12 protein-coding genes are annotated in these 12,525 nt (G+C 67.6%); 7 read left to right on the top strand and 5 right to left on the bottom strand.

Features of this window, described 5'->3' with window-relative positions:
- Window positions 1–21: 21 nt before the first annotated feature.
- Together NL241_RS22495 and NL241_RS22490 are read right to left on the bottom strand one after the other, a co-directional pair.
- On the bottom strand, window positions 22–1,365 hold the full coding sequence (locus NL241_RS22495; protein ID WP_487687664.1) for an FAD-dependent oxidoreductase: 1,344 nt from the start codon (window positions 1,363–1,365) through the stop codon (window positions 22–24).
- 150 nt (window positions 1,366–1,515) lie between these two features.
- A complete protein-coding gene (locus NL241_RS22490; RefSeq protein ID WP_487687666.1) occupies window positions 1,516–1,848 on the bottom strand; it encodes a hypothetical protein in 333 nt (110 codons plus the stop codon).
- 209 nt (window positions 1,849–2,057) lie between these two features.
- Here NL241_RS22490 and NL241_RS22485 point away from each other — a divergent pair, with 209 nt between their 5' ends.
- Window positions 2,058–3,611 carry an FAD-dependent oxidoreductase gene (locus NL241_RS22485; RefSeq protein ID WP_494395084.1) on the top strand — a complete coding sequence of 518 codons (1,554 nt, stop codon included), beginning with the start codon at window positions 2,058–2,060 and terminating at the stop codon, window positions 3,609–3,611.
- Window positions 3,608–3,937: a 4Fe-4S binding protein gene (locus tag NL241_RS22480; RefSeq protein WP_494395083.1), complete on the top strand. Its 330-nt coding sequence runs from the start codon at window positions 3,608–3,610 to the stop codon at window positions 3,935–3,937. The genes NL241_RS22485 and NL241_RS22480 overlap by 4 nt, the downstream gene beginning before the upstream one ends.
- Window positions 3,938–3,959: 22 nt before the next feature.
- Here NL241_RS22480 and NL241_RS22475 read toward each other — a convergent pair whose 3' ends face one another.
- From NL241_RS22475 to NL241_RS22465, 3 genes are all read right to left on the bottom strand, one after another.
- Entirely contained in the window at window positions 3,960–4,160 is a 201-nt protein-coding gene (locus NL241_RS22475; protein ID WP_494395082.1) for a hypothetical protein, read from the bottom strand.
- Window positions 4,161–4,237: 77 nt separating this feature from the next.
- Entirely contained in the window at window positions 4,238–5,527 is a 1,290-nt protein-coding gene (locus tag NL241_RS22470; protein ID WP_487687673.1) for an MFS transporter, read from the bottom strand.
- Window positions 5,524–6,357: a sulfurtransferase gene (locus NL241_RS22465; protein WP_487687675.1), complete on the bottom strand. Its 834-nt coding sequence runs from the start codon at window positions 6,355–6,357 to the stop codon at window positions 5,524–5,526. The genes NL241_RS22470 and NL241_RS22465 overlap by 4 nt, the downstream gene beginning before the upstream one ends.
- Window positions 6,358–6,646: 289 nt before the next feature.
- Between NL241_RS22465 and NL241_RS22460 the strand changes: the two genes are divergently transcribed.
- From NL241_RS22460 to NL241_RS22440, 5 genes are read left to right on the top strand one after another with little or no spacing between them, the layout of a single operon-like run.
- Window positions 6,647–7,495 carry a sulfurtransferase gene (locus NL241_RS22460; RefSeq protein WP_494395081.1) on the top strand — a complete coding sequence of 283 codons (849 nt, stop codon included), beginning with the start codon at window positions 6,647–6,649 and terminating at the stop codon, window positions 7,493–7,495.
- A gap of 19 nt (window positions 7,496–7,514) precedes the next feature.
- The gene (locus NL241_RS22455) at window positions 7,515–8,891 is read left to right on the top strand and encodes an NtaA/DmoA family FMN-dependent monooxygenase (protein WP_487687679.1); all 1,377 of its coding nucleotides are present in this window, start codon (window positions 7,515–7,517) and stop codon (window positions 8,889–8,891) included.
- A gap of 19 nt (window positions 8,892–8,910) precedes the next feature.
- The gene (locus NL241_RS22450; protein WP_494395080.1) at window positions 8,911–9,954 is read left to right on the top strand and encodes an ABC transporter permease; all 1,044 of its coding nucleotides are present in this window, start codon (window positions 8,911–8,913) and stop codon (window positions 9,952–9,954) included.
- Between the two features lies 1 nt (window position 9,955).
- Window positions 9,956–10,816 (top strand): ABC transporter permease, encoded by an 861-nt coding sequence (locus NL241_RS22445; RefSeq protein ID WP_487687684.1) that lies wholly within the window; start codon window positions 9,956–9,958, stop codon window positions 10,814–10,816.
- Window positions 10,813–12,462 carry a dipeptide ABC transporter ATP-binding protein gene (locus NL241_RS22440; RefSeq protein WP_494395079.1) on the top strand — a complete coding sequence of 550 codons (1,650 nt, stop codon included), beginning with the start codon at window positions 10,813–10,815 and terminating at the stop codon, window positions 12,460–12,462. Before NL241_RS22445 ends, NL241_RS22440 begins: the two co-directional genes overlap by 4 nt.
- Window positions 12,463–12,525: the final 63 nt, after the last annotated feature.

Raw genomic sequence — 12,525 nt, 5'->3', positions numbered from 1 at the left:
GGGGCGAGACTACTGCGCCGTTCACGCCACCCTTCCGGCGCGCACCATGTCCTCGCGGGGCACCACCTTGACGCGCTCACGCCCGCTCGATTCACCCAGCGACATCTCGTGGGCATCCAGGCGTTCCCACTCCTGCCAGGTGGTGTAGTCGACGCCGTTGCTCTCGAGGTGATCCAGGATCGCATCCGGCTGGGAGATCTCCGGTGGGCGGAGGCCGGGCAGGTCGGCCAGCAGGCTCGAGATCGTTTCGGCCGCATCGGATTTGGTGTGCCCGATCAAGCCGATGGGACCCCGCTTGATCCAGCCCGTCACGTACGTGGCGTTCATCTCCACGCCGTCCATCTCGAGCACCCGGCCGGCGGAGTTGGGCACCACACCCTCGAAATGGTCAAACGGCAGATCGGCCAGGTGCGACGACAGGTAGCCGACCGCGCGGTACACCGCGTCCACCGGCCAGTCGACGTACTCGCCGGTGCCGCGGACGGTGCCGTCGCCGATGAGTTCGGTGCGCTCGGTACGCAGGCCCTCGACCCGGTCGGTGCCCAGGATCGCCACCGGCGCCTGGCACAGGTGCAGATGGATGCGGTGCGGGGCGCCCGTCGGCTCCTTCTCCATGTACTTGAGCATGGTGTCGACCACCAGGCGGGTCGACTTGCTGGTGTTGATGGCCTGCTGACTGGCCTCGTCGATCTCGAAGCCCTCGGGGTGCACGATGACGTCGACGCTGGGGGAGTGCGACAGCTCGCGGAACTCCATGGGCGTGAACTTGATCTGCGCGGGGCCGCGCCGGGCGAAGACGTGGATGTCGGTGGCCTGGTTGAGCTTCAGGCCCTGATATACGTTGTCGGGGATCTCGGTGGTGAGCTGCTCGTCGGCCGGTTTCGCCAGCACGCGGGCGATGTCGAGGGCGACGTTGCCGGCTCCCAGCACCGCAACCTGCTTGGCGTCCAGGGGCCAGTCCCGTGGCACGTCGGGATGCCCGTCATACCAGGAGACGAAGTCCGCGGCGCCGTAGCTGCCCGGCAGGTCGATGCCGGGGATGTCGAGGGCCCGGTCGGCGCGGGCGCCGGTGGAGAAGATCACCGCGTCGTAGTGCCGGCGCAGGTCGGAGAGCTTGAGGTCGCTGCCGTAGTGGACGTTGCCGATGAAGCGGATCTCGTCGCGAGACAGCACCCGGCGCAGGGCTTTGATGATCTCCTTGATGCGGGGATGGTCGGGTGCGACCCCGTAGCGCACCAGTCCGTAGGGAGCCGGCAGCCGGTCGAAGATGTCGACTCTGGCCGCCTCGTACTCCTTGGTGAGGATGTCGGCTGCATAGATGCCGGCCGGGCCCGCGCCGATGACCGCCACACGGATCTTCCGCATACGCCTTCCCTTCTATTAGGTAAGCCAAGCCTAAGTAGGTAGGGGAAGGTTTCAAGACCTACGAACGAGATCCGCCTCACACCGATTCTGCTGCGGAACTCTGTCTCAACGCGAAAAAGCGCCCCGTAGGGCGCTTTCCGTGGGTCTGCGTCAGCGGACGTTGACGTAAACGGTCTTGGTGTTCTGCGGAGCGTAGGTGTTGTCGGCGTTGGGGCCGTAGCCGCCCTCGTTGCTGTTGTTGGGGTTGCTGTGGCTGAACGTGGGGCCCTGGCCGACGGAGACGACGTTGGCCTCTGCCAGCGGCGCTGTGGAGAGCCGGTTGACGATGACCTTGTAGCCCTGGTCCTGCAGGCTCGAAATGGTGTCCTGGGCGTTGCCGGCACCGGTGGGGGCGGCCATCGCAGGGGCCACAGCTCCGAAAAGGCTCAGCACGCCGGCGGTGGCGGCGGTGGCGATGGCGGTGGCGAATCCGAACTTGGTCATTTCTCTGCTTCTCTCTGGATCGGTTGTGGTGTTCGGATCGGGGCGGGAGGGGTTTCTCGTTCCGGTCTGACTGCTACAACCTGCAGGTCAAGGCAAAGATTTCCGTTGGCAGAGATTGAACGACAGCTGGCAGGAACCGATCGGTATTAAGAATCTCGACGATTGCATCGATGGTGTTCGGGGGCGCCCGCGGGCAAGCTGGCGCCGCTATGACCACACCAGATGCCGAGCACCTCTCGACGGACGTTCTGGTGATCGGCGGCGGTCCGGCCGGGACGTGGGCGGCGATCAGAGCCGCCGAAGCCGGCGTTGACGTCGTCCTCGCCGACAAGGGCTACACCGGTTCCAGTGGAGCCACCGCCTCCGCGGGCACCGGACTGTGGTACGTCGAACCCGATCAGCGGGAGTCCGCGATAGCCAGCCGCGAGAAGGTGGGCGCCGGGTTGACCGAGCGCGGCTGGATGGAGCGTGTTCTCGACGAAACCTATTCGCGGATGGACGAACTCGCCCGCGTGCAGCGTTACCCCTTTCCGGTCGACGACAAGGGTCGTGTGATCGTCGACGACCTCCAGGGCCCGGAATACATGCGCAGGCAACGGTTGCGGGTGCAGCGCCTGGGCGTGCGCATCCTCGATCACACCCCCGCGTTGCGACTGCTGCTGGACGACGCGGGAGTGGTCTCCGGCGCGCTGGCGGTGCAACGCGCATCCGGGCGCACCGTGCGTATCGAGGCGGCGGCGGTGGTGCTCGCCACCGGTGGATGCGCGTTCCAGTCCAAGACCCTGGGCTGTGACGTCGATACCGGCGACGGGGCGCTGATGGCGGTCGAAGCCGGCGCGGTGCTGTCTGGGATGGAGTTCTCCAACGCCTACGCGATTGCGCCGAAAGGCACTGCGGTCACCAAGAACGCCTTCTACAACTGGGCGACGTTCTACCGCGCCGACGGTTCGGTGTTCGACGTGCCGCGCTCCAAGGACCGCACGCTGATGGCGACGGTGATGCTCCAGGAGCCCGTGCTGGCCTGCATCGACAAGGCGTCTCCGGCCGTGCAGGCGCAGATGCGGTTGGCGCAACCGAACTTCTTCCTCTCGTTCGACCGGTTGGGCATCAACCCGTTCACCGAGCACTTCGAGATCACGCTGGTGACCGAAGGCACCATCCGCGGCACCGGGGGAGTGCGGATTGCTGGAAAAGACTGCGCCACAGATGTTCCCGGTCTGTATGCCGCCGGTGACACCGCGACCAGGGAACTGATCGCCGGCGCCTGGACCGGCGGCGGTGCGCACAATGCGTCCTGGGCGGCGTGCTCGGGCGGCTGGGCCGGGGAAGGTGCGGCCGCGTTCGCGGCGTCGCGGGGACGGCCGTCGGCCCGGCTGCGTGCGGTGGGTGAGCCGGGTGCTGTCGGCTACCGGGACGTGGTGGCCGAGGTCCGCCGTCAGGTGCTGCCGTACGAGATCAATTACCTGCGACATGCGTCGCGTCTCGAGCCCGCGCTGCGCGTGCTGCACGAGGTCTGGGCTCGGCGCGGTGAACCGGCCACCGGTGAAGAGCAGTTCCGGGCGCGGGAAGCCGCCGCCATGCTGGCCCATGCCCGCTGGATGTATCACGCTGCGCTGCAGCGCACCGAGAGCCGCGGCATGCACCGGCGCTTCGACTACACCGAACTGGACCCGGGCCAGCAGCACCGGCTGATCACCGGCGGGTTGGACGAACTGTGGAGTCGTCCTGAGCCCGAGTGGCTTTCGGAAGGCCGGGCGGCGTGATCGAGATCGTCTCCGCTGATCGGTGCATCGCCTGCGACAAGTGCATCGATGTGTGCCCCACCCGCGTGTTCGACCGCGGCGCTGACGGCGTGCCCGTGATCGCCCGCCATGACAGCTGCCAGACCTGCTTCCAATGTGAGGCGTACTGCCCGACCGACGCGCTGTTCGTGGCGCCGATCCTGGAGCCGGCCCCCGAAGGCTCGCCGTTCCGCGATCTCGATCACGTCATCGAAACCGGGCTGTTGGGCTCGTACCGCGCCGCGTTGGGCTGGGGTAAGGGCCGCACCCTGGGCGCTCGGGTGGCCATCCAGCCCGAGATGCCGTGACCGATCTCGAGCTACCAACCTGCTACTTGGATGTTTCAGCTTTCTCGCCAACAACCTCGGGAACTGCACCCGAGCTGGGATGACCGAAGTTCGGATGCAGTCGTGTCGGGCGAATCTGCCGCATCTCCAGAGATATTGCCCAGCCGCGGAGCATTAGCGCCAATCCAACGGCACCAATGAAGATGAAGACATCATCGACGAGATAGCGCACTTCGGCAAACATCAGTAACCGCCGAGATCGACGTTTTGCCCGATTCTGCTCGCACTTTCGGGCCCGTGTGTCGGTTTGGGCGGGTGCGATCAGGGTTCGGGGTGGTCGCGGTCGTAGTGCGCGAACGTCGGGACGCGGCGGGCCAACAGCCAGATGACGAGCAGCATCGCCAGACCGCCGGCGACCAGCGGGCTCCAGACCACGAGCATGCTGGCCACCGCGCCGGTCACCACATCGCCGACGCGGGGACCGCCGGTGACGATGATGGAGAAGATGCTCTGCACCCGGCCGCGCAGTTCGTCGGGCACCGCCGCCTGCAGGATCGCCCCGCGGAAGATCGCCGACACGCCGTCGGCGGCCCCCGCGACGGCCAGCACCGCTGCTAGCGCCACGATCGCCACGATATGCGTGCCGTCGACGGGCCACAGCAGTGCCAGCAGCAGCACCACACCGGCGGCGGCGATGGACGCTGCGTAGATGTAGGAGACCACCAGGATCGCGAATCCTTGGCGCCGCACCGATCCCGTCCACCCGGAGAACAGCGCGCTGAGCATCGCCCCGGCGGCGAACGCGGCCGAGAGCACTCCGACGGTGGTGACACCGCCGCCAAGGGTGACGGCACCGAGAGCCGGATACAGCACACGTGGCTGGGCCAGTGCCATGGCCACCAGGTCCACGGTCAGCGCGAAACGAATGTTGTTGGCTCGCCGCAGATATGCCAAGCCGTCGCGCACGGCCCGTAACGCACCGATGCCTCGCGCCTCGGCCAGCGGCCGCAGCGCCGGCAACGTCCACACCCCCAGGAAGGCCGCGGTGTGCAGCACGGTGTCCACCAGGTAGGCGGCCTGAAAGCCGCCGATGCCGACTGCGGCGGCACCGAGCAGCGGGCCCACCGTGGCCATCAGGCCCATGTTGATGCCGTTGAGCGCACCGGCCGCCGGCAGCAGCTCACGCGGCAGCAGCCGGGGAATGATGGCGCGACGGGTGATCCCGCCGACGGTGTTGGCCACCGAATTGACCGTGGCGGCGGCGTACAGCAGCCACAGCGAGGTGCCGTCGAGCCAGGCGTGCACGGTCAGCACGATGATGGCCACCCACGAGATGACCGAGGCGATCATCGCCACCCACCGGCGATCGAAGCGGTCAGCCAGCGTGCCGCCGTACAGACCCATGATCACGATGGGGCCCAGGGCGATACCTGCGATGAGCGACACCGCGAACGTCGACGACGTGAGGGCGTACACCTGCAGCGCGACGGTGACCACCGTCATCTCCTGGCCGATGCTGCCCAGTGTGGTGCCGAACCACAGGCGCCCGAAGGCGCGGCTGCGCCGGAACGGGGTCAGATCCAGCAAGAAGGTGCGTGCCGGGGCACTCACTGCTCTAGCACGCGGGCGGGATCAGCTGTCCACTCCGAGGCCGAGCCCACATACAGGCGCGCGCGGATGTCGAGCAGGGTGAGGACGAACACTTCAAGGGCCGCCGAGACGCCGGTGCCGCAATAGGCGGCGGGTTCACTGTCCACGCCGACACCCAGACGGCTGAACTGTTGTCTCAGTTCGTCCTCGGGAAGGAAAAAGCCTGCGCTGTCGAAGGACCCGGCCGCCGGAGCGCTCCGCGCTCCCGGGATGTGCCCGGCCGACGGATCCTGTGGGTTGGAGAACTTGGCGGCAGGGCGCGCGTCGAGCAGGACGCCGCGGTCCGCGAACGCCGGCACCTCGTCGACCAACACCACCGGCAGCCCACCTGGCTCGATCACAAAATCGGACTCCGGGCGCAGTGCGGGGTCGCCGGTCTGCAACTCACCGCCGTGGTGTGTCCAGCCGTCGAGGCCCCCGTCGAGCAGTCGCACCGACTGCACGCCCGCCCAGCGCAACAGCCACCACGCGCGTGCCGGGGCGGGAGACCTGGTGGCCCCGTAGACGACCACCGGGGTGGTCTTCTCGATTCCCCAGCGACGCACCGTTTTCTGGAACTCCTCGGCACCGGGAAGGGGCCGCTTGCCGTTGCTGCCGGTGCTCGCCCCGGCCAGGTCGGCGTCCAAGTCGACGAAGACGGCGCCGGGGATGTGGCCGTCCGCGTAGGCCTGCGGGTCGGCGGCATCGCCGGACTGGCGGGCATCGAGTACCACCACGTCGGCGCCCTGGGTCAACTCCTGCCGCAACGTTGCTGGGCTGACCAGGTTGGACCGCCGGGCTGCCTCGCCCATATGTTCTCCTCAAACCTCGCAGGTGTCACAGAATGTGCCACGAACAATGTGTCGTAACACAATCGGCCAAACCTGCCACGACAAAAAATTCGGGTGATGCGAAGTCGTCCGTGACCGCTCGCGTGACGATGAAACATCATGTCACCGCCCGAAATTAGCAGCTCTCGAGCGCATCGCTGACTAATAAACTCACGTGTGAATAAATCTAGACACGTGTCGTCGGCGCCAATAATGTTCTTCGTAACACCAGTTATGTATCAAACATGGCTTGTAACAAAAGGATTGTTGAATGCCGTTGATCACGCGCGGGGTTGTCTCCGTCGAAGAGATCGTCGAGGATTTGCAGAATCCGCACCTAACGGTCATCGAGGTGTATGCCACCCGGCCCGAGCGGGCGCTGATACCCGGTGCGCAGGCGGTGTTCTGGAAGGACCTGGCCTGGCATCCGCTGGAGCGGGAGCTGGCGACCGGCGAACTGTTGTCGCAGCGTCTGTTCGAACTCGGTGCGGGCGAGGGGTCCCGGATCGTGCTCGCCGGGGAGCCCACCCAGTTCGCGGCCTATGTGCTGTGGACCCTGCGGGTGCGCGGATACACCGATATCGCCTACCTCGACGGGGGAATCGAAGCGTGGAAAGCGGCGGGTGCGCCCACGAGCGAGCAGCGCAGTGTCGAGCGGCAGCCGGCCACCACGCCGCTGGCCGTGCCGGTGCCCACCCCCGAGCAGGAGCAGTTGCGGATCGGTCGCGACGACGTGCGCGCCCTGCTCGACGACGATGAGGTGGTTCTGCTGGACTACCGCACCCCGCAGGAGTACGCCGGCGAAAGGGTCAGCGGCCCAACCGCTCCGATCGACCACGGGGCGGAGCGGCATGGCCGCATCCCGGGTGCGAAACCGCTGTTCTTCCGGGAACTGCTCGACGAGCACGGCCGGCTCAAACCGAAAGACGAACTGGAACGACTGGTCTCGGGCACCGTTGACGGCGACCCCCGCCTGATCATCAACTACTGCCGCCTGTCACACCGCTCCACCCTGGGGTGGATCGCGCTCAGCGAGGTGCTCGGCTACGACAACGTCCGCGTCTACGACGGCTCCTGGACCGAGTGGGGCAGCATCGTCGGCTTCCCCATCGAGAAATAACAGCGAGATAGGTCTTTTCATGACTCGTAAGTCGATCACCCTCAACCTCAACCTGATTCCCGGTGGGGTGTTCCCCGGGGCCTGGCGGGCCGGCACCGGAGACGCCCACCAGTACAGCAGTCTCGAGCACTACATCGAGGTCGCCAAGATCGCCGAGCGCGGCAAGTTCGACGCCGTGTTCCTGGCCGACACCCCGGTGTGGCGCTACCGCGGTGAATACCGGCCCTTCCGTGGGCTGGACCCCACCCTGGCGTTCGCCGCGATCGCCCAGCACACCAGCCACATCGGGCTGGTGGCCACCGGTTCGAGCTCGTACAACTCGGCCTACAACCTGGCCCGGCGCATCTCCACGCTGGACCACATCTCCGGCGGCCGCGCGGCCTGGAACATCGTCGCCACCAACGGTGACGACGTCGCCCGCAACTTCGGTCGCGAGCACGGCCTCGATCACGACGAGAGATACAAGCGGGCCCACGAATTCGTGGCCGCCGTGCGCGCACTGTGGGACGGCTGGGCCGACGACGCCTGGGTGGCCGACCGGGAGACCGGCACCTACGTGGAGGAAAGCCGCATCCGGGCAGTGGATTTCACCGGTGAGTACGTCAACACCGCGGGTCCGTTGCCGCTGCCGCGCTCACCGCAGGGACATCCGGTGCTGGTGCAGGCCGGGTCCTCACCCGACGGGATCGGGCTGGCCTCACGTTTTGCCGATGCCGTCTACACCGTGCAGTCCACCATCGAGAGCGCGATCGCGTTCCGCAACACGGTGCGAGAGCAGGCCAAGGGCTGGGGACGTGACCCCGAGACCATCCGGGTGCTGCCGGGTCTGATCACGCTGGTGGCCCCCACCGAAGCCGAGGCGCGGGAACGCGAGATCGAGCTGCGCGAGCTGCACACCGAAAAGTTCGCCATCAACGCGCTGGCGCTGCAGATCGGCGTGCCGGTGGACGCGTTGGAGCTGGACAAGGAACTTCCATGGGACCTGGTTCCCGCCGACGGCGAACTGGGCGCGCAGGGTGGGCATTTCGCCGCGCTGATCAACACCGCGCGGCGCGAGAAGTACACCGTCAAGCAGATCCTGGCTCGCCAGGGCGGCGGCCTGACCCATGTGACGGCCATCGGATCGCCCGAGCAGGTGGCCGACCAGATCGAAACCTGGGTCAACGCCGGCGCCTCCGACGGCTTCAACATCATGAGCGCGCAACTGCCCGACGTCGCCACGGCGTTCGTCGACCATGTGGTGCCACTGCTGCAGCGCAAGGGCATCTTCCGCACCGAGTACCCGGGCACCACACTGCGCGACACCCTCGGGTTGGAGCGCCCGGGTGACGGGTTCGAAGACTATGTGGCGCCGTCGGCACCTCGGCATAAAGTAGGGGAGGCCGCGTTCGGCTGATCGCCGTACGCATTTCACCATGACGATCCTCGAGTCCTCGAAGAGCGACCTGCCCGCCAGCGGCGCTGACGTCGTAGGGCCCCCGAAACCCGGGCGCCCCTCGGCGAACCGGCATGACGGCCGATGGGCCGGCGTCGCCTTCCAGGCACGCTACATCGGCGAGAAGATCGTCGCCGCGGTGGTGGTGTTGTGGCTGGCCGCCTCGGCGGCCTTCCTGGCGGTGCACTTCTCCCCGGGGGACCCGGTGACCCTGCTGATGGGCGAATTCGACACCCCGGAACTGCGCGCCGCCATCGAAGCGCAGTGGGGGCTGGACAAGTCGCTGCCGGTCCAGTACTTCGACTTCCTCACCCGGCTGGTGCAGGGCGACTTCGGAATGTCCTACGTGCAACGCCAACCGGTGGCCGACATCCTGTTCAGCCACCGGCTGGTGGCCAGCGCGCAGCTGACCACCGCCGCCACCCTGATCGCCGTCACCGTCGCGCTGGTGGTGTCCGTGATGACCGCGGGCCGGCGCGGAATCGCCACCCGGATCACCTATCTCGGGGAGCTCACCTTCGCGTCCATCCCCACGTTCTGGCTGGGCATCGTGTTCATCACCGTGCTGTCCTTCCAGCTGGGGTTGCTGCCCGTGGTCGGTGGCAGCACGCTGGAGAACCTCATCCTGCCCAGCCTCACTCTCGGACTGCCACTGGCCGCGGTGCTGTCCCAGGTGCTGCGCGAAGGCATCGAGAAATCACTCGAACAGCCCTACGCCGTCACCGCTTTGGCGCGCGGTATCTCGCCCTGGCAGCTGAAACTGCGGCACGGGCTGCGGCACGCCCTCATCCCGGCGGCCACCCTGGCGGGCTGGTCGGTGGGAGGCATGCTCACCGGCACCGTGATCGTCGAGCAGGTGTTCGGCCGGCCCGGTATCGGACAGGCCACCGTCGTCGCGGTGACCCGACAGGACGTTCCCACGGTGCTGGGCATCACCCTGCTGGCCGTCGCGCTGTACGTGGCCGTCAACACCATCGTCGACATCCTCTACCTGTGGATCGACCCCAGATTGCGGGTGCGCTGACATGGCAACAACTCTCGCCTTCCCGGGCCGTTCCCTGTCCTCGGGGCTGACCAGCTTCCGCAACACCGGGGTGCTGGTGGCCGCGGCGATCCTGGTGCTGCTGGTGGTGGCCGTGGTGTTCCCCGGCCTCTACACCAGCCGCGACCCGTTGGCCAGCGACATGGCCAACGCACTGGCCGCCCCCAGTTTCGAGCACATCTTCGGCACCGACCACCTGGGCCGCGATGTGTGGTCTCGGGTGGTGCACGGCGCGCGGTACTCCATCCTGATCGGGGTGGCCTCCACCGCGCTCGGTGTGGTGCTCGGTGTGCTGTTCGGGCTGATCGCCGGCGTGGCACACCGCCGCGTGGACGAAGCCATCTCACGGATCTTCGACGCCGTGGGCGCGTTCCCCGATCTGCTGTTCGCGCTGATGCTGATCACCCTCACCGGGCCGGGCACCGGAAATGTCATCGCGGCCATCGCCATTGCGTCGGCGCCACGCTACGGCCGCGTGGTGCGGGCCGAAACCCTGCGGGTCCGCGAATCCGACTACGTGGCGCAGTCGCGGCTGGCCATCGCGTCCGCGGTCACCCGCACCGTGCGCCACGTGCTGCCCAATGCGCTGGGCACCGTCCCAGTGCTCGCGACGCTGGGGGTGGGGACGGCGATCATCGGCGCAGCCGGGCTGAGCTTCCTGGGCTTCGGTCCCACCCCGCCGCTACCGGAATGGGGAGCGATGCTCTCCGATGCCCGCCAAGATCTGCGGATCGCCTGGTGGGTGGGCTTCTTCCCGGGCCTGTTCATCACCGTCACCGTGATCAGCGTGTCCATCGTGGGCCGCAACCTGCAGCGTCGCTTCGAGAGGAGGGCCACGGCATGACCCTCGCCTCCGACGTCGCAGCGCCCCCGGAAGGCCACACCGGCGACGTCCTGGTGGACATCAAGGGCCTCACCGTGTCCTTCGACAGTGTGCGCGCCGACGACGGCGCCGCATTACCGGTGGTCAGCGATGTCGACCTCACCATCCGCCGCGGCCGCATCCTGGCCATCGTCGGCGAGTCCGGCTCCGGCAAATCCGTCACCGCGCGCACCCTCGTCGGCCTGGCCGGTGCCGGAAGCCAGGTCACGGCAACCACATTCGACGTCCTGGGCACCGACACCCGCGGCTACGGCGAGAAGGACTGGCGCAAGGTCCGCGGCGCACAGATCGGCTTCGTCCTCCAGGACGCGCTGACTTCACTGGACCCGCTGCGCACCGTGCAGGCCGAAGTCGCCGAGGCGCTGCGGCTACCCCGTAAGCAGCGGGTCGCTGCGGTCGAAGAACTGCTGGACTCGGTGGGCATCCCGGAGCCGTCGTATCGCCGGCGCAACTATCCGCATCAACTCTCCGGCGGATTGCGCCAGCGCGCGCTGATCGCCTCGGCGCTGGCGGGGCGGCCCGACGTGCTGGTGGCCGACGAGCCCACCACGGCGCTGGACGTCACCGTGCAGGCGCGGATCCTGGCACTGCTGCGCACCCTGGCCGACGACGGCCGCGGTGTGCTGCTGATCAGTCACGACCTGGCGGTGGTGTCGAGGGTGGCCGACGACGTGGTGGTGATGCACAACGGCCGGGTGGTCGAACACGGCTCGGTGGCCGAGGTGATCCACCAGCCCACCCATGACTACACCCGCAAGCTGGTGGCGGCGGTGCCGGGTAAAGACACCCGGGGGCGCCGGCTCAGCGATCTGGAAGCCCCTGCGCTGCCGGACTTTTCGCCCGGTTCCGAGGTGGTGGCCGATGTCAGCCAGGTGGGCAAGTTCTATCGGCAGGGCCGACGCCAGCAGTTCACCGCCGCCGCGGATGTGACATTCTCGATCCACCGCGGCGAAATCGTGGGCCTGGTCGGGGAGTCCGGTTCGGGCAAGTCGACGGTGGCACGCATCGTGACCGGACTGCTGCCACCCGACGCGGGCCATGTCGAGATCGACGGCCGCCGCTGGACCGGTAAGCGCGGTCACCAACCCCCGCGACTCGGTGCCGTTCAATTGGTGGCGCAGGATTCCGTCGGCTCCTTCGATCCGCGCTATACAGTGCGTGAGATCATCGCCGAGACAGTGGCTCTGGGGCACCGCGGCAAGACCGAACGTGACAGCCGCATCCGGGAACTGCTGGACCTGGTGCACCTGCCCGCCGCCGTCGTCGACCGGCATCCGCGCTCGCTGTCGGGTGGCCAGCGCCAACGGGTGTCGATCGCCCGGGCGCTGGGTTCGGATCCGGAACTGCTGGTGTGCGACGAAGCGGTGTCCGCGCTCGATGTGTCCATTCAGGCGCAGATCCTGGATCTGCTGCTGGAGATCCGCGCCGACCGAAACACCGCTCTGCTGTTCATCTCCCACGACATCGGGGTGGTGCACCACGTCGCCGACCGGGTGCTGGTGATGCACCGCGGCCGGGTGGTCGAAGAGGGCACCGCCGACGAGGTGTTCGACAACCCCCGCGACGAGTACACCCAGACGCTTCTACAAGCAGTACCCACGCTCTAGCCCAACCGAGCGATTTCGGCGCGCTGGCAACCGCTCAGCGGTTACCAGCGCGCCGAAATCCCA

It is taken from the genome of Mycolicibacterium sp. SMGY-1XX, assembly GCF_059132455.1.
The sequence above is the reverse complement of the archived record's forward strand: the minus strand, read 5'-3'. Positions and strand labels throughout refer to the sequence as shown.

Bases quoted from the DNA above. Each gene is read 5' to 3' on its own strand.
- NL241_RS22465 (WP_487687675.1), bottom strand. From the start codon at position 6,357: ATGGGCGAGGCAGCCCGGCGGTCCAACCTGGTCAGCCCAGCAACGTTG.
- NL241_RS22495 (WP_487687664.1), bottom strand. From the start codon at position 1,365: ATGCGGAAGATCCGTGTGGCGGTCATCGGCGCGGGCCCGGCCGGCATC.
- NL241_RS22445 (WP_487687684.1), top strand. From the start codon at position 9,956: ATGGCAACAACTCTCGCCTTCCCGGGCCGTTCCCTGTCCTCGGGGCTG.
- NL241_RS22460 (WP_494395081.1), top strand. From the start codon at position 6,647: ATGCCGTTGATCACGCGCGGGGTTGTCTCCGTCGAAGAGATCGTCGAG.
- NL241_RS22490 (WP_487687666.1), bottom strand. From the start codon at position 1,848: ATGACCAAGTTCGGATTCGCCACCGCCATCGCCACCGCCGCCACCGCC.
- NL241_RS22475 (WP_494395082.1), bottom strand. From the start codon at position 4,160: ATGTTTGCCGAAGTGCGCTATCTCGTCGATGATGTCTTCATCTTCATT.
- NL241_RS22455 (WP_487687679.1), top strand. From the start codon at position 7,515: ATGACTCGTAAGTCGATCACCCTCAACCTCAACCTGATTCCCGGTGGG.
- NL241_RS22485 (WP_494395084.1), top strand. From the start codon at position 2,058: ATGACCACACCAGATGCCGAGCACCTCTCGACGGACGTTCTGGTGATC.
- NL241_RS22450 (WP_494395080.1), top strand. From the start codon at position 8,911: ATGACGATCCTCGAGTCCTCGAAGAGCGACCTGCCCGCCAGCGGCGCT.
- NL241_RS22440 (WP_494395079.1), top strand. From the start codon at position 10,813: ATGACCCTCGCCTCCGACGTCGCAGCGCCCCCGGAAGGCCACACCGGC.